Here is a 15,830-nt window from a genome sequence, read left to right on the forward strand (position 1 = left end):
AAAAGGGGCGCTGGCGCCCCTTAATCATGATTAACCCTCGCCGCTTAAATGCCGGCGGTTTCCCGAATATAACGGCGCGCTTTTACCGCATACTCGAACGGGTTGGCCAGCGCCGGATCCTGCTCGGCCTCCACCACCATCCACCCTTTGTAACCGCGCTCGTCCAGCAGCTTGAACACCGGCCTGAAGTCGATCACGCCATCACCCGGCACGGTGAAGGTGCCCTTCTTCACGCCATCGAGGAAGCTCAGCTTGTTGGCCTTCACTTCCGCCACCACCTCATCGCGCACGTCCTTCAGATGGACGTGGTTGATGCGCGGCAGATACTTCTCCAGGATCGCCATCATCGCCTGCTGGCTGCCTTCCGAATAGTAGGCGTGGCCGGTATCGAACAGCAGGTAGACGTCGTCGTTGACCATGCTCATGTAGCGATCGATTTCGGCCGTGGTTTGAATGCCGGTGCCCATGTGGTGGTGCAGACATACCTGCATGCCTTTACCGGCGGCGATCTTCGCCAGCTCGTTGTAACCGTCGGCCACCCGCTGCCACTCTTCATCGCTGAAGTACGGTTTCTCTTCGAACACGCCTTTGGTGGTGCCCTGAATGCTCTTGCTCTGCTCGGAGCAGCCGATCACCCTGGCGCCCATGGCATGCAGGAAATTCATGTGGTTGATAAATTCATCGATGGTTTTGTCTTTCTGGCCGTCGGCGAAAAAGGTGCTGAACCAGGCGTTGCAGATCTGGATACCGCGAATGTCCAGCATCGGTTTCAGCACCGCCGGATCGCGCGGGTATTTGCTGCCCACTTCGCTGCCGGTGAAGCCGGCCAGCGCCATTTCGCTGACGCACTGCTGGAAGGTATTTTCCTTGCCCAGATCGGGCATGTCGTCGTTGGTCCAGCCGATCGGCGCAATGGCCAATTTCACGTTGTCTTTATTCATGGTCTGCCTCGGTGCTTGGAGGGCCGCCGGCGCAAACGCCGCCGGCGAGCCGAATAAGATTATTTGCCCAACAGCTCTCTTTCGATGCGCTCTCTGGTCGCCACCGCCTGGCTCGGCATCTTTTCCGGGTAGCCGAACAGCGAAGTGCAGATGATCGATTCGCCGCCGACCTTGAAGCTGCGGTTGGCAAACTCCATGTCGCGCAGCGTCTGAAACAGGGCGTCGAAATTCACCTCGCCTTCGCCGATGCCGACGTGCTGATGCACCGCTGCGTCTACCCCCGGCGGGTTGACGATATAGCGGCAATGCTTGGTGTGGTTCATGGTGTCGGCAATCAGCACGTGGGAAAGATCGTCCCCGGCGTACTGCAGCATGCCGGCCACGTCGCCCTGCCCCTTGTCGTAGTAGAAGGTGTGCGGCACGCTGTAGAGGTATTTGACGTGATCGCTGCGCAGCGATTTCACCAGATCGGCGGTTTCGTTGCTCAGTTCGCAGAAGTCCCACGGGTGCGACTGGATCTCCATACGGATACCCTCGCGCTCGACGATCGGCAGCAGCTCCTCCATCGAGCGATACCACAGCTCCTCGCAGATCTCCGGCTCGTTGGGGTTGCCCGCCAGTTCGGTGTTGATCACCTGCACGCCCATTTCCACCGCGATTTCGATCATCCGCCGCCAGTTTTTGACCGCCGCCTGGCGGCGATCCTCCCCCGGCCCGGACCAGCGGTACACCACGATAAATGAGGAGATCTCCACGCCGGTCGCTTTCAGGGCGTTTTTATACTCCGCCATGATTTCGCGGCTGGCCTTCGGATGCTTGTAAAACGGGTTGATCTGCGGGTGCGGCGACTGCTCGATGTATTTGTAGCCCCAGTCCGCCACCTGTTGAACCATTTTGGTGACGCCCAAATCCCGGATAACGTCAACATCAAAAGCGATCTTCATGGTCACTCCTCTGCAATCGTGGGTAGGTGGTGCAAGCCGGTTATTTGTTGTAAAACGCCGGGCGCGCCGGCAGGGTCACCGGCACGATTTCGCCGCTGAGCTGGGCCGCCACGCAGGCGTCGGCGGTCACCGCGGCGGCGTAGCCGTCCCAGGCGGAAGGCCCGGTCAACTTGCCCGCGGCCACGTCGTTGATGAAGCCCTGTAGCTCAACGTCATAGGCGTCGATAAAACGATCCTTCCAGTCGGTCAGGATTTCGGTCGACAGGCGGGCGCCGCTGCGCATCTGCACCGAAGACGGCTCCGGCAGTTTGGCGATGCCGGTTTCCCCTACCACTTCACACTGAATGTCGTAGCCGTACTGGCAGTTGACGAAGATTTCGACGTCAATGCGCGTGCCTTTGGCGGTTTCGAACAGCACAATCTGCGGATCTTTTAGGTGTGGGAACGCCTTCGGGCTCTTGCGCGGGAACACCACCTGCACCGACACATAGTCGTCGTCGAGCAGCCAGCGCAGCACGTCGATTTCGTGGATCAGGGTGTCGGTGATCGCCATATCGGTGGTGTAGGCTTCGCCGACCGTCGGGTTGCGGTGCGCGCAGTGCAGCATCAGCGGCTCGCCGATCTGGCCGCTGGTCAGCACCTGTTTCAGCGCGCGATAGCCCTGGTCATAGGGGCGCATAAAGCCGACCTGCACCAGCCGTTTGCCGTGCTTCGCTTCGGCATCGACGATGTTTTTGCAGCCCTGCGCGGTCACCGCCAGCGGCTTCTCGCAGAACACCGGTTTGCCGGCGGCGATGGCCGCCAGCACGAACTCTTCGTGGCTCGGCCCCCAGGAAGTCACCAGCACCGCCTGCACGTCGGCGGCCTTAATCAGATCGTGGCCGTTGTCATACACCCGCGCATCCAGCTGCAGATCGCTCACCACCTTGGCGGCGTTGTCGCGGTTGATGTCATTCACCGCCACCACCCGTGCGCCCTGCAACACTTTGCTGCAGCGACGGATATGATCGCGGCCGATGGCGCCGGTGCCGATAACCCCAATGTTCAATGTCATTTTCGCTACCCTCGAGATTTATGTATGAAAACGAATCAGTAATCGCGCGCCTTATCGATGTTTTCCTGCAGCTTGCGCGCCACTGCGACGATTTTCTCGCTGTCGGCCACCTGAGCGCCGCCCACGCGCCACCAGCTGAGATACTTGTGCACCATGGTCTTCGGCAGCACCTTGATGTCCAGCAGCGTGGACACGGTCTGCCTGCGGGCGTCGGCCAGCGCATCGAGCAGCTGCTGCTCGGTGGTGACGCGATAGGTTTTGCAACCGTAAGCCGCCGCCAGCATGGCGAAATCGACCGGCACCAGTTTGCCGTCGAGCTTGCCGCCCTGTGGATTACGGAAGCGGAATTCGGTGGTGTAGCTGTCCATGCCGTGTTCCATCTGCAGGTTGTTGATGCAGCCGTTGGTCATGTTGTCGAACAGCATCACGTTGATCTTGCAACCTTCCTGAATCGAAGTGACCAGTTCGGAATGCAGCATCATGAAGGCGCCGTCGCCCACCATCGCGTACACCTCGCGCTGCGGCTCGGCCAGCTTGACCCCCAATGCGGCGTTCACCTCATACCCCATGCAGGAGTAACCGTACTCCACGTGATAACCGTGCTCGCCGCGGTTGTGCCACACCCGCTGCAAATCGCCCGGCAGGCTGCCGGCGGCGGCGACGATCACGCTGTCCGCCGGCAGCTCGCGGTTCAGCACCCCCAGCACCCGGCTCTGGGTCAGCGCGGAATCGGTCTGGGCGATAAATTCGGCGAACACCCGCTCGCGATCGAGGTGATCGTCTATCTCCGGCACAAAGCCTGCGCCGCCGTATTCCACCGCGTAAACGCGCTCGGTCTCTTCACGCTGGGCGCTGCGCGCCGCGGCGATGGCGTCGCCCCAGCCGGCGCGGTACTCGGCCTGCGCCAGCAGCGCGCCCAGTTCGCTCAGGGCCTCGCGGGCGTCCGCCAGTACCTGCACGCCGTCGAGCTTGCCGGCGTCAAAGGCGCTGACGTTGATATTGAGGAAGCTGACGTCCGGATTTTGGAACAGCCATTTGGACGAGGTGGTGAAATCGGTGTAACGGGTGCCGACGCCGATCACCAGATCGGCCTGACGAGCCAGCGTATTGGCCGCCAGGCAGCCGGTTTCGCCAATGCCGCCGAGGTTGAATTCATGGTCGCTCGGCACCGTGCCTTTGCCGGCCTGGGTTTCGGCGAACGGAATGCCGAAGCGCTCGGCGAATTCGCGCAGCGCCCGCCCGGCCTGCGAGTATTTCACGCCGCCGCCGCACACCAGCAGCGGTTTGCGTTTGGCCGCCAGCAGCGCCAACGCGTCCGCCAACATGCCGTCGGTCGCCGGGCGGCGATCGAGCCGATGCACGCGTTTTTGGAAGAAATAGTCGGGATAGTCGTAGGCTTCACCCTGCACGTCCTGCGGCAGACACAGCGTCACCGCGCCGGTTTCCGCCGGATCGGTCAGCACGCGCATCGCGTTGATGCAGGCGCTCATCAGCTGTTCCGGCCGCACGATGCGGTCCCAGTATTTGCTCACCGCGCGGAACGCGTCGTTGGTGCTGATGCTGAGATCGTAAGACTGCTCGATTTGCTGCAGCACCGGATCCGGCTGGCGGGATGCGTAAACGTCGCCCGGCAGCAGTAATAAAGGAATGCGGTTGGCGGTGGCGGTGGCCGCGGCGGTGATCATATTGGCGGCGCCGGGGCCGACCGATGAGGTGCAGGCGTAGATCTGCCGGCGCAGCTTCTGTTTGGCGAAGCCGATCGCCGCATGGGCCATCCCCTGCTCGTTGCGGCCCTGATGCACCCGCAGATCGCCGCTATCCTGCTCCAGCGCTTGCCCCAGCCCCAGCACGTTGCCGTGGCCGAAAATCGCAAAAATGCCCGCGACGAATTTGGTTTCCACGCCGTCGGCCAGCAGATACTGGTTATCGAGGAATCTGACGAGCGCCTGCGCCATGGTTAGCCTGATCTTGCCCATTTACTCACCCTTTAGATTGAGGGCCGCCCCGGAAAGGGCTCGCGCCGAGCCGACAATTCCGTGTTTGTGTTACGCGGCGGCAGCTATTATCTTGAGCAGGCGATGCCCGCTGCTCACGAAGTCGACAACCTGAAACGTGAAGCGATTATAAACAAATATATTTTTCATAAAATCACATTACAGAAGAAACATTTCATTTTGCGATAAAGATCGCATAATGCATGAAAAGCCCGTTTCATCTCGTGATTCAGCCTTCACTGGCTTCGCGCCACGCACCGGCCAATAAAAGCCGTTGGCTCATGGGTTGACCGCCTTTTACCCTGTCATTTCCCCTCTTTTATGCGTGCCCCGGCCCCCCTCCCGTAGCCGTTTCACCGCCTTTTCCCACGCCTCTGTCGATGTTTTAAATGCATCACATTTTTGGGGTGTAAATTTCATTCTATATTGAAATTGAAATTTTCATTCCCCATACTGTCCACATGCTTCCTGCAGGGCGCCACGCTCGGGCCGCCGCCGGAGTTTTGCTTAAACAGAAGGAAACGGGTATGGCTACACAAGAAAAACAGCTTGATGTCATTTGTCTCGGGCGCATCGCCGTCGATTTCTATGCTCAGCAGATCGGCGCGCGGCTGGAAGACGCCGGCACATTCGCCAAGTACCTCGGCGGTTCTTCCGGCAACGTGGCCTACGGCACCGCCATTCAGGGGTTAAAATCCGGCATGCTGGCGCGCGTCGGCGACGAGCACATGGGCCGCTTTCTGCGCGAAGAACTGCAGCGCGTCGGGGCCGATACCCGCTGCCTGATCACCGACAAACAGCGATTAACCGGCCTGGTGATCCTCGGCATCAAGGACCAGGAAACCTTCCCGCTGATCTTCTACCGCGAAAACTGCGCGGACATGGCGCTGACGCCGGACGACATCGATGAGGCCTACATCGCCTCCTCGCGCGCGCTGGCCATCACCGGCACGCACCTGTCGCACCCGAACACCCGCGCCGCGGTGCTGAAGGCGCTGGAATACGCGCGCCGCCACGGCCTGCGCACCGCGCTGGACATCGATTACCGCCCGGTGCTGTGGGGGCTGACGTCGCTGGGCGACGGAGAAACCCGCTTTGTGGAATCGGACCAGGTCACGCGCGAGCTGCAGGAGGTGCTGCACCATTTCGATCTGATCGTCGGCACCGAAGAAGAGTTTCATATCGCCGGCGGCAGCACCGACACGCTGACGGCGCTGAAAAACGTGCGCCGGGCCACGGCGGCCACGCTGGTGTGCAAGCGCGGCGCGCAGGGTTGCTCGGTGTTCGAGGGCGAAATCGCCGATGGCTGGGAACAGGTGAAACTGCACGCCGGCGTGCGGGTTGAGGTGCTGAACGTGCTGGGGGCCGGCGACGCCTTTATGTCCGGCCTGCTGCGCGGCTACCTGAACGATGAGGGCTGGGATCAGGCCTGCCGCTACGCCAACGCCTGCGGCGCGTTGGTGGTCTCGCGCCACGGCTGCGCGCCGGCGATGCCGACCAAACGGGAGCTGGACGACTACCTGCTGCGTGAACGGCAGGTCACGCGCCCGGACCGCGATGCGCGCCTGAACCACCTGCACCGGGTCACCACCCGCAAGCAACAGTGGCCGGAACTGTGCGTCTTCGCCTTCGATCACCGCAAGCAGCTGGCGGACATGGCACGCGAAGCCGGCGTCGGCGAGGAGCGCATTCCGCGCCTGAAAACCCTGCTGCTGACCGCGGCGCAACAGGCCGCCGCGCAGGCCGGCCTCAACGGCAACAGCGGCATTCTGGCCGACACCACCTACGGGCAGGCGGCGCTGAACGAGATCACCGGCCAGGGATGGTGGATCGGCCGGCCGGTAGAGCTGCCCAGTTCGCGCCCGCTGCGCCTGGAGCACGGCAATATCGGCTCGCAATTGATCGACTGGCCGCAGGAGCACGTGGTGAAGTGCCTGGTGTTTTATCACCCGCACGACGCGGCGGAACTGCGTCGCGAGCAGGATGAGCTGATCGCCGACGTCTACCGCGGCTGCTGTAAGTCCGGCCACGAGCTGCTGCTGGAAGTGATCCTGCCGGACAACAACCCCGACAAGGACGAACGTTATTACCTGGAGATGATTGAGCACTTCTACCAGTCGGGCATTCAGCCGGACTGGTGGAAACTGCCGCCGCTGAGCGCGGAAAACTGGCGGCGGGTCGGTGCGCTGATCGATACCTACGATCCCTTCTGCCGCGGCGTGCTGATCCTGGGGCTCGACTCCCCGGAAGCGGTGCTGAAGGCGGGCTTTGCCGCCGCCGCGGATGCGCGCTGGGTGAAGGGTTTCGCCGTCGGCCGCACTATCTTCGGCCAACCTTCGCGCCGCTGGCTGCAGGGGGAAATCGACGACGCCGCCCTGATCGAGCAGGTGAAACAAAAATACCTGACGCTGATCGGTTTCTGGCGCCAGTACCGCCCGCAGGCGGGCGGCGCGCACTGACAGCGAGAGCAGGTTCACGTCCCCTTAAGGCCATTTCGCCGCTTTAAGGGGATTTTTTTGCCTATTTTCTGTGAAGTCGCGCAATGTGCGATCGAATAAATCGCTTTTTGAGGAAATGAAATTTCCGCTCCGTCTGTTAAAATACCCTGTCAATATTTCAGGCGTCAGGCCAATGCGCCTTCACCCCACTGCGAGCCGAATGGATGAACAACCCAACTCAACTTTCGCTGTTACAGGACGAGATCCGCCACCGTTATGAAACGCTGAGCAAGCGTTTGAAGCAGGTGGCGCGCTATATTTTGGATAACAGTAACAGCATCGCTTTCGATACCGTTGCCTCCATCGCCGCACAGGCCAGCGTGCCGCCTTCCACCCTGATCCGTTTCGCCAACGCCTTCGGCTTCAGCGGCTTCAACGAAATGAAGCAGGTGTTCCGTCAGCATCTGATGGAAGAGACGGTGAACTATACCGAGCGCGCGCGCCTGTTCCGCCAAACCTCCACCGACGACAACGTCGCGCCGGAGAAACCGGCGGAAATTCTCAACGTATTCACCATGGTCAACGCGCAGGCGCTGCAGCAGCTGGCGATGCAGATCGCCCCCGAGCAGCTGGATCGCGCCGTCGAACTGCTCAACAACGCCGAAAACATCTACGTGATCGGCCTGCGCCGTTCGTTCAGCGTCGCCTCCTATCTCACCTATGCGCTGCGCCATCTGGAGCGCCGCGCGTTTCTTATCGACGGCCTGGGCGGCATGTTCACCGAACAGCTGAGCATGGTGAAACCGAAAGACGTGGTGATCGCCATCAGCTATTCGCCGTACGCCCGCGAGGCGGTGGAACTGGTGGAATTGGGCGCCAAGCGCGGCGCGCAGCAGATCGCCATCACCGACAGCCAGGTCAGCCCGCTGGCCGCCTTCAGCGACGTCTGTTTCGTGGTGCGCGAAGCGCAGGTGGACGGGTTCCGTTCGCAGGTGGCCTCGATGTGCCTGGCGCAGACGCTGGCGGTTTCGCTGGCGCTGAATAACGCCCGGGACGAGTAAGGCTGACAAAAAAGCCCGGCAAGCCGGGCCTCAGGCGCCTATTGCGCGGCGGGATAGCCGTCGCCGTTAATCCAGGCGTGGTCTTTTTCCCAGGTGAATTTCCATTGCCGCACCGGCCCGGCCATCACGTTGAGATAATAGTTGTCGTAGCCCGCCAGGGTCGCCACCGGGTGATAACCGCGTGGCACTTTCACTACGTCCCGATTGTAGACCGGCATGCACTCGTCGAGCGTGCGATCGTCGGTATAGACACGCTGCATGCAGAACCCCTGCTCCGGCTGAATGCGGTGATAATACGTCTCTTCGAGATAGGTTTCGTCCGGCGAGTCTTCCCGATCGTGCTTGTGGCTCGGGTAGGAACTGGTGTTGCCCTCGTCGGTGTAAACCTCCACCACCAGCAGGCTGTCGGCCGGCTCGCTGTCCGGCAGAATGTTGTGCACCAACCGCTGGTTACGCCCCTTGCCGCGCCGCTCCACGCCGATATCCGCCGGCGTGATCAGCCGTGAAGGCAGGTGGCCGCTGCCGGGCGCGCTGCACACCGCCAGCTCCAGATCGGTTTCTGCCCGCACGTCGATGCGATCGTGGTGCGGCACATACACCGCGTAAGGCGGCGTGCGCTCGAACGGGCTCATGCGTTTGCCGATATGCGGGTATTCGGCGCGCAGCGTGGCGACGGAGGCGATACCGGCCACCAGCACCAGGCACAGCTCCTTGTCACCGCACTCCAGCTGCAGCGACTGCCCGGCGGCCAGGCGATAAACGTCGAAACCGACATAGCGCCACCCGGCATTTTCCGGCGTCACGTGCTGAATACGCCCCTCGGCGTTCGGCGTCTGACATTTGGCAAGCAGTGAAGACATCTCGATTCTCCTGTTAACTCCCCGTGCAAAGGCCGTTGCCCCGAAGGAGCAACGGCCCGCTCATACTTTGCGATCGCTTAACCCAGCGTCGGCATGCTGAATTCGGACACCGTCTGCTGCCCGGCCGGCCAGCGCGCGGTGGCGGTCTTCATGCGCGTGTAGAAGCGCACGCCGTCGGTGCCGTGCACGTTAAGCGCGCCGAACACCGAGCGCTTCCAGCCGCCGAAGCTGTGGAACGCCATCGGCACCGGCACCGGCACGTTGACGCCGACCATCCCGGCCTGCACTTCTTGCACGAACTGGCGCGCGTAGTGGCCGCTGCCGGTAAAGATGGCGCTGCCGTTGCCAAACTCGTGGCCGTTCACCGTGTCGATGGCGGTGCGGTAATCCGGCACCCGCACGATGCCCAGCACCGGCCCGAAGATCTCTTCACGGTAGATGCGCATGTTCGGCTTCACATGGTCGAACAGCGTGCCGCCGACGTAGTAGCCTTCAGGATAGCCCGGCACCTGATAATTGCGGCCGTCGGCCACCAGGGTGGCGCCTTCTTCCACGCCCAGATCGATGTAACCCAGCACCTTTTTCTGGTGGGCGGACGACACCAGCGGCCCCATTTCATTCTCTTCTCCGCCCTGCTGCAAGCCCGGCCCGACGCGCAGCTGCGCGATCAGCGGCTTCAGTTTGGCGATCAGTTTATCGGCGGTGTCGTCACCGACCACCACGGCGATCGGCAGCGCCATGCAGCGCTCGCCGGCGGAGCCGAAAGCGCCGCCCATCAGCGCGTTGACCGTGGCGTCCAGATCGGCGTCCGGCATGACGATCGCCTGGTTCTTCGCCGCGCCGAAGGCCTGCACCCGCTTGCCGTGCGCGCTGGCGGTGGTATAGATATGTTCCGCCACGGTGGAGGAGCCGACGAAGCTCACCGCTTGAATGCGCGGATCGGTGCACAGCTGCGCCGCGTCTTCATTGGCGCAGTGCACCACGTTGAACACGCCGTCCGGCAGGCCGGCTTCTTTCAGCAGTTCCGCCAGGCGCACCGAGGCGGAAGGCACCAGCGCCGGCGGCTTGAGGATGAAGGTGTTGCCGCAGGCCAGCGCGATAGGGAACATCCACATCGGCACCATCGCCGGGAAGTTGAACGGGGTAATGCCCGCCACCACGCCCAGCGGCTGCATCAGCGAGAAGCTGTCGACGCCGCTGCCGACGTCCGGCGAATACTCGCCCTTGATCAGATGCGGGATGCCGCAGGCGAATTCGACCACTTCCATGCCGCGCGTCAGTTCGCCCAGCGCATCCGAGTACACCTTGCCGTGCTCGCTGACGATAAGCTCGGCCAGCTCGTCGCGGTGCTGTTCCAGCAGCGCCTTGAAATTGAACATGATGCGCGCGCGGCGCAGCGGCGTGGTGCGCGACCAATCGGCAAACGCCCGATGGGCCACGTCGATGGCCTGCTTGACTTCGGCGGCGGTGCTCTGCGTGACGCGCCGCTCAACCTGCCCGCTGGCCGGGTTGTGCACGTCGACGGTTTGATTGCTGCTGCTCAGGCACACCTGCCCGTCAATAAAGTTACCCACGGTTTTCATGTCACGCCCTCTTTTCAAGTCCGCTGTCGCCTGGCCACTCGCCGGCGGCGCGGCGTTAATCGTCCCGCTCGCCAAACCCCGTCGGCAAGCCGGCTACATCCTGACCGGATGCAGCAAACTCTATTTCATTGAAAAAAAAGTTTCAAATAAATTGTTTTGAAAAATTTGTTTTTAGTGCGTGAGGTCGCAATTTTGCGGTGTCGATCGGGTTGGCGCTTTCATTACCGCGCCAGGGAAAGCGCAACGGCGCAGGAGAAACCAGGGGCAATACACACTGACTTTGCTACAGAAAACCCGCACCGCGCCTGCCCTGTCGCCGTTACCGCCCGCCCCCGAACGCCCAAGGCGCCCGGATCGCGCGTGACGGTTTTTTTTGAACTGGATCTAAAAATCAATATTCCATTATTCACTAATTATGAAATAAATGTTCTTGTTTGTTCCAGCATTTATCGACGACATCGCCTTGATGACAGGCACGGTTCACACCCTTCCGCTCGCCCTCTTCCCGATAACCCAACCGTGCGGACGGAAGCCAGGATAAAAATCGGAGCAACACATGTCATATCAGCGTAAGCACAATACCGGCTACATATTGCGAATTTGCGGCATCGCCGCCCTGGGCGGCATTCTGTTCGGCTACGATACCGCCGTGATCTCCGGCGCGATCGAAGCGCTGAAAACCTATTTCAATCTCAGCCCGGCCGAAACCGGTTGGGCGGTCTCCAACGTGGTGATCGGCTGCGTGGTCGGCGCCTTCGCCGCCGGGCCGCTGGCGGCGCGCTGGGGCCGTAAAAAGGCGCTGATGCTGGCGGCGCTGCTGTTCACCGTTTCCGCCGTCGGCGCAGCATTGGCCCCGACCTTCACCTGGTTCGTCATCTACCGCATCATCGGCGGGCTGGCGGTCGGCATCGCCGCCACCGTGTCGCCGATGTACATGTCGGAAGTGTCGCCAAAGGACATGCGCGGGCGCGCGCTCAGTATGCAGCAGTTCGCCATCGTGTTCGGTCAGATCGTGATTTTCTACGTCAACTTCAAAATCGCCAGCCTCGCCAGCGAAGCCTGGCTGGTGGAAATGGGCTGGCGCTGGATGTTCGCCTCGGGCGTCATCCCCTGCATTCTGTTCTGCATCCTGGTGTTCGTCATTCCTGAGTCGCCGCGCTGGAACGTGATGATGGGCCGCGACGATCAGGCGCTGGCGATGTTGACCAAGGTTTCCAACGCCGCCCACGCGCAGAATCTGCTGAAAGAAATCAAAGACTCGCTGCAGCAGGATCAACAGCAGCGGCATCGGAAGCTGAACTACGGCGATGTGCGGGTGCGTTTCATCCTGTTCGTCGGCTGCATGATCGCCATGCTGCAGCAGGTGACCGGCGTCAACGTAATGATGTATTACGCGCCGGTGGTGCTGAAAACCGTCACCGAAAACGCGCAGGAAGCGCTGTTTCAGACCATCTGGATCGGCGTGCTGCAGCTGGTCGGTTCGGTCATCGGCGCCATGCTGATGGATCGCATGGGCCGCATTCCGCTGATGCGTTACGGCACGCTGGGCGCCATCGCCGGCCTGCTGCTCACCTCGTACGCGCTCTACACCCAGGCCACCGGCTATTTCGCGCTGTTCGGCATGCTGTTCTTCATGGTGTTTTATGCGCTGTCCTGGGGCGTCGGCGCCTGGGTGCTGGTGTCGGAAATCTTCCCGAACCGCATGCGCGCGCAGGGGATGAGCATCGCCGTCGGCTGCATGTGGGTCGCCAACTTCGCGGTGTCGCAGTCGTTCCCGATGATCAACGACCACCCTTACCTGTTCTCGCATTTCCACGGCGCCTTCCCGATGTGGATCTTCGCCGCCTGCTGCCTGTTCAGCTACTGGTTCATCGGCCGCTATATTCCGGAAACCAAAGGCGTCTCGCTGGAAAAAATGGAGCAGGTGGTGCTGGCTAAACGCCACCGCCACCCCCTGCCCGACGGCAAGCCGCTGCCGCTGGAAAACGGCAAATCCTGATCTCTCAACCCTGACCGCTGGAGTAATGCCTCATGACCATTGCACTGGACCGCTTCTGCATTAACCGCAAGATCGCGCCGAATCTCGATCTGGACAGTTTTTTCCGCCTGGTGAAACGCTGCGGGCTCAGTAAGGTTGAGCTGCGCAACGATATGCCCAGCGGCAAGGTGACCGACGATCTGAGCGACGCGCAGCTCAATGCGCTCGCTGCGCAATACGGCATCGAGATCGTCACGATCAACGCCCTCGGCATGTTCAATCTGATGGACAACCCGGCGGCGCTGCAGCAGCGCGCCGAAGCGTTGCTGGCGCAGGCGCAGGCCATCCACAGCCGGGCGCTGGTGCTGTGCCCGCACTGCAGCGCCGATGACACGCGCGGCGAGCAGCAAAAACGCGACGACACCCTCGCCGCGCTGCGGCTGCTGGCGCCGCTGTTTGCCCGCTATGGCGTGCAGGGGTACGTCGAGCCGCTGGGCTTCGGCATCAGCTCGCTGCGATCGTCGCTGCTGACCCAGGCGCTCATCCGCGATTCGGGCGCGCCGTACCGCATCGTGCTCGATACTTTCCACCACTATTTAAGCGGTGTGGCGCAGGCCGACTTCGACGCGCAGATCCAGGTGGCGCAGATCGGCCTGGTGCATCTGTCCGGCGTGGAGGATGGGCGAGATAAAGGCGCGCTGAGCGACGAAGAGCGCATCATGTTGAGCGAGGGCGATCGGCTGGAGAGCCGCCGCCAGGTGCAAAACCTGGAACGCCTGGGCTACACCGGCGTCTATGCCTTCGAGCCCTTCTCTTCGCAGCTGGACGGCTGGAGCGAGGCGGATATCGAACGGGAAATCCGCCAGAGCATCGCCCTGCTGCAAGGGTAAAAAAAACGGCCTCCGCGGAGGCCGTTTTTCATGGCGTTACTTCAGGTTGCCGACCACCAGCTGGTGGCGCGCGTTGTAAAACTTACGGTAGGCCAGATAGCAGGCGATGATGGTCGACAAGCTGGCGGTGGAAAGCAGCATGAAGGTCACCATAATCTGGTATTTGATCGCTTTCACCGGATCGATGCCGGCGAAGATCAGCCCGGACATCATGCCCGGCAGGCTGACCAGCCCAACGGTTTTCGCCGAATCCACGGTCGGGATCAGCGAAGCGCGGATGCTGTCGCGGATCAGCGCCGCCGAAGCGAACTTGGGCGTCGCCCCCAGGCTGAGCATCTCCTGAATCTTCTGCTGTTCGCTTTTGAAACGTTGGCCGAGGTTGGTGTAGCACAATCCCACCGCCACCATGGCGTTACCGGCGATCATCCCGGAGATGGGGATTACCTGCATCGGCGTAAATTCGATGGAGCCAGTCAAGACCAGCACCGCCAGCGTCAGCACCGCGCCGGTGGTGATGGCGATAAACGACGTCACGAACGCGTGTTCGACGTACTTGCTGCGTTTCTTGGCGTTGTAGGCCGCGTTAAAGCAGATGAACAGCACCATCAACACGGTGAGCACCGCGTTATCCAGATCGAAAATGTACTTCAGCACGTAGCCGACGATGATCAGCTGCACCACCGCGCGGCAGATGCTCCAGATAATGTCCTTTTCCAGCGCCAGCTTTTCCCGGTGGCTGATCAGAATGGCGACCACCACCAGGATCATCGACAAGCCTAAGGATTCGTTGGTGATGTTATGCTGATTCATGCTGTTGCTCCTGTTGCTCGGCGCCGTGCGCGCGCAGGGTGATCACCTCGTCCGCATGCGCTATCTCTTCGGTATCGTGCGTCACCCACAGCACCGCCAGCCGGTGCTCCGCCACCAGCTGATGCACTATCTCATTGACGTTGCGCTTATTTTCCTCGTCCAGCGCGCTGGTGATCTCATCGAGCAACAGCACCCGGGGCATAAACTGCAGGTTGCGGATCAGGGACACGCGCTGCTTCTCCCCGCCGGACAGCTCATTGATGCTTTTGGTCAGCATCGCCTCCGGCAGCCCGAAACGCGCCAGATCGGCCTGCATTTTTCGTTCATCCGGCGACTGTTGACGGATCTGGTAGGGCAGCGCCAGATTGTCGTAAACCGTATTGCCGAACAGCGCCGGCGTCTGGAAGCAGTAAGAAACCTGTTTGCGATACGCCTCCGGCGACATCTCGGCGATCGCTCGTCCGTCGAAATAGAGGTTTCCGCTGGTCGGATCCATTAAGGAAGAGATGATTTTCAGCAGGGTGCTTTTCCCGCAGCCGGAAGGCCCGGTGATCAGTTTGAACTCGCCTTCACCCAGCGTGAAAGAGACGGAGTCCAGGATCACCTGGTTGTCTATTTGATAATGAATATCATCCAATCTCAGTATGTCTTTCTTTTCCTTCATTACGATGCCGGCTCCCTACACCTGTTCCCGTCTGAGCGATAAGTATATGGCCGCAAAAAACATATTAGCAATGCCTGTGCGGATGGCAGCGAGCGGAGAGGAGGATTGACGGAGCAAAACGCCCCGTCAAATAATAAATTTTACTAATGATTAGCTGTAGGAATAGTCAAAAGCGACCGCCAGGGTCGAATCACTCTTTTTTTATCGCTGCCTGTTCGTCGCAGCTGTACCAGCGTAGAGAATTGTTGATGCTGCGGTGGGTGCAGCGGACCTTGCCCTCCTTTTCCAGCGCCAGCAGCAGGGTGCGGGTGGTATAAATGTTTTCGCCGCATTTATCCGCCAGCTCGCGCGTCTTCGGCCACTGCTCCGGCGGGGGATGCAGGCCCCCGGCCCCTTCCACAAGATCCCGGCACAATCCCCGCAACACATCCAGCATCAGCGATTTTCTACTTTCAAACGTTTTCGGCACCTTGGCCATAGCATTCCTCCTGAGTGGTTACTGCTGAGCCCCCGTTCATGACTGCACGTCAGTGATGCGCAGGGGCATAAATCACGGCGGCGTCCGCGCAAACGACGTTGTTCCGATAAAATAGACCTGGCGCTGCCTATCACC

General features: G+C 61.1%; 13 protein-coding genes. 4 read left to right on the forward strand and 9 right to left on the reverse strand.

What is annotated here, in order from left to right; all coding sequences use genetic code 11:
• Positions 1-44: 44 nt before the first annotated feature.
• The 4 genes from iolE to iolD are packed head-to-tail and all read right to left on the reverse strand — an operon-like array spanning position 45 to position 4,915.
• Positions 45-941 carry a myo-inosose-2 dehydratase gene (iolE, locus tag ACF8MC_RS21725; RefSeq protein WP_019455194.1) on the reverse strand — a complete coding sequence of 299 codons (897 nt, stop codon included), beginning with the start codon at positions 939-941 and terminating at the stop codon, positions 45-47.
• A 59-nt stretch (positions 942-1,000) separates the two neighbouring features.
• Positions 1,001-1,885 carry a sugar phosphate isomerase/epimerase family protein gene (locus tag ACF8MC_RS21730; RefSeq protein ID WP_004930845.1) on the reverse strand — a complete coding sequence of 295 codons (885 nt, stop codon included), beginning with the start codon at positions 1,883-1,885 and terminating at the stop codon, positions 1,001-1,003.
• Between the two features lie 40 nt (positions 1,886-1,925).
• The gene (locus ACF8MC_RS21735; RefSeq protein ID WP_033649354.1) at positions 1,926-2,939 is read right to left on the reverse strand and encodes a Gfo/Idh/MocA family protein; all 1,014 of its coding nucleotides are present in this window, start codon (positions 2,937-2,939) and stop codon (positions 1,926-1,928) included.
• Positions 2,940-2,974: 35 nt separating this feature from the next.
• Positions 2,975-4,915, reverse strand: coding sequence for a 3D-(3,5/4)-trihydroxycyclohexane-1,2-dione acylhydrolase (decyclizing) (iolD, locus tag ACF8MC_RS21740; protein ID WP_033649355.1), 1,941 nt, complete (start codon positions 4,913-4,915; stop codon positions 2,975-2,977).
• A gap of 545 nt (positions 4,916-5,460) precedes the next feature.
• Between iolD and iolC the strand changes: the two genes are divergently transcribed.
• Positions 5,461-7,392, forward strand: coding sequence for a 5-dehydro-2-deoxygluconokinase (gene iolC / locus ACF8MC_RS21745; RefSeq protein ID WP_060438261.1), 1,932 nt, complete (start codon positions 5,461-5,463; stop codon positions 7,390-7,392).
• Between the two features lie 203 nt (positions 7,393-7,595).
• Positions 7,596-8,432 carry a MurR/RpiR family transcriptional regulator gene (locus tag ACF8MC_RS21750; RefSeq protein WP_004930856.1) on the forward strand — a complete coding sequence of 279 codons (837 nt, stop codon included), beginning with the start codon at positions 7,596-7,598 and terminating at the stop codon, positions 8,430-8,432.
• A gap of 38 nt (positions 8,433-8,470) precedes the next feature.
• Here the strand turns inward: ACF8MC_RS21750 and iolB are convergent, their stop codons facing one another.
• Together iolB and ACF8MC_RS21760 are read right to left on the reverse strand one after the other, a co-directional pair.
• Positions 8,471-9,292, reverse strand: coding sequence for a 5-deoxy-glucuronate isomerase (gene iolB, locus ACF8MC_RS21755; protein ID WP_033636349.1), 822 nt, complete (start codon positions 9,290-9,292; stop codon positions 8,471-8,473).
• 77 nt (positions 9,293-9,369) lie between these two features.
• Entirely contained in the window at positions 9,370-10,875 is a 1,506-nt protein-coding gene (locus ACF8MC_RS21760; RefSeq protein WP_015379335.1) for a CoA-acylating methylmalonate-semialdehyde dehydrogenase, read from the reverse strand.
• A gap of 556 nt (positions 10,876-11,431) precedes the next feature.
• Between ACF8MC_RS21760 and ACF8MC_RS21765 the strand changes: the two genes are divergently transcribed.
• Together ACF8MC_RS21765 and ACF8MC_RS21770 are read left to right on the forward strand one after the other, a co-directional pair.
• Positions 11,432-12,874, forward strand: coding sequence for a sugar porter family MFS transporter (locus ACF8MC_RS21765; protein WP_033636350.1), 1,443 nt, complete (start codon positions 11,432-11,434; stop codon positions 12,872-12,874).
• A gap of 32 nt (positions 12,875-12,906) precedes the next feature.
• Complete coding sequence (locus ACF8MC_RS21770) at positions 12,907-13,743, forward strand: TIM barrel protein (protein ID WP_060423586.1); 837 nt, start codon at positions 12,907-12,909, stop codon at positions 13,741-13,743.
• A gap of 36 nt (positions 13,744-13,779) precedes the next feature.
• Here ACF8MC_RS21770 and fetB read toward each other — a convergent pair whose 3' ends face one another.
• From fetB to ACF8MC_RS21785, 3 genes are all read right to left on the reverse strand, one after another.
• Positions 13,780-14,553: an iron efflux ABC transporter permease subunit FetB gene (gene fetB / locus ACF8MC_RS21775; RefSeq protein ID WP_033636352.1), complete on the reverse strand. Its 774-nt coding sequence runs from the start codon at positions 14,551-14,553 to the stop codon at positions 13,780-13,782.
• The gene (gene fetA / locus ACF8MC_RS21780) at positions 14,540-15,217 is read right to left on the reverse strand and encodes an iron efflux ABC transporter ATP-binding subunit FetA (protein WP_033636353.1); all 678 of its coding nucleotides are present in this window, start codon (positions 15,215-15,217) and stop codon (positions 14,540-14,542) included. Before fetA ends, fetB begins: the two co-directional genes overlap by 14 nt.
• A 190-nt stretch (positions 15,218-15,407) precedes the next feature.
• On the reverse strand, positions 15,408-15,695 hold the full coding sequence (locus tag ACF8MC_RS21785; RefSeq protein WP_033649362.1) for a FaeA/PapI family transcriptional regulator: 288 nt from the start codon (positions 15,693-15,695) through the stop codon (positions 15,408-15,410).
• Positions 15,696-15,830: the final 135 nt, after the last annotated feature.

It is taken from the genome of Serratia sp. LACPHL-BACT-2024-00286, from assembly GCF_043109535.1.
Taxonomy (GTDB): Bacteria; Pseudomonadota; Gammaproteobacteria; order Enterobacterales; family Enterobacteriaceae; genus Serratia; species Serratia sarumanii.

Coding starts and splice junctions, on each gene's coding strand:
- ACF8MC_RS21765 (WP_033636350.1), top strand. CDS start 11,432: ATGTCATATCAGCGTAAGCACAATACCGGCTACATATTGCGAATTTGC.
- fetB (WP_033636352.1), bottom strand. CDS start 14,553: ATGAATCAGCATAACATCACCAACGAATCCTTAGGCTTGTCGATGATC.
- iolB (WP_033636349.1), bottom strand. CDS start 9,292: ATGTCTTCACTGCTTGCCAAATGTCAGACGCCGAACGCCGAGGGGCGT.
- ACF8MC_RS21750 (WP_004930856.1), top strand. CDS start 7,596: ATGAACAACCCAACTCAACTTTCGCTGTTACAGGACGAGATCCGCCAC.
- ACF8MC_RS21760 (WP_015379335.1), bottom strand. CDS start 10,875: ATGAAAACCGTGGGTAACTTTATTGACGGGCAGGTGTGCCTGAGCAGC.
- iolC (WP_060438261.1), top strand. CDS start 5,461: ATGGCTACACAAGAAAAACAGCTTGATGTCATTTGTCTCGGGCGCATC.
- ACF8MC_RS21735 (WP_033649354.1), bottom strand. CDS start 2,939: ATGACATTGAACATTGGGGTTATCGGCACCGGCGCCATCGGCCGCGAT.
- fetA (WP_033636353.1), bottom strand. CDS start 15,217: ATGAAGGAAAAGAAAGACATACTGAGATTGGATGATATTCATTATCAA.
- iolD (WP_033649355.1), bottom strand. CDS start 4,915: ATGGGCAAGATCAGGCTAACCATGGCGCAGGCGCTCGTCAGATTCCTC.
- ACF8MC_RS21785 (WP_033649362.1), bottom strand. CDS start 15,695: ATGGCCAAGGTGCCGAAAACGTTTGAAAGTAGAAAATCGCTGATGCTG.
- ACF8MC_RS21730 (WP_004930845.1), bottom strand. CDS start 1,885: ATGAAGATCGCTTTTGATGTTGACGTTATCCGGGATTTGGGCGTCACC.
- ACF8MC_RS21770 (WP_060423586.1), top strand. CDS start 12,907: ATGACCATTGCACTGGACCGCTTCTGCATTAACCGCAAGATCGCGCCG.
- iolE (WP_019455194.1), bottom strand. CDS start 941: ATGAATAAAGACAACGTGAAATTGGCCATTGCGCCGATCGGCTGGACC.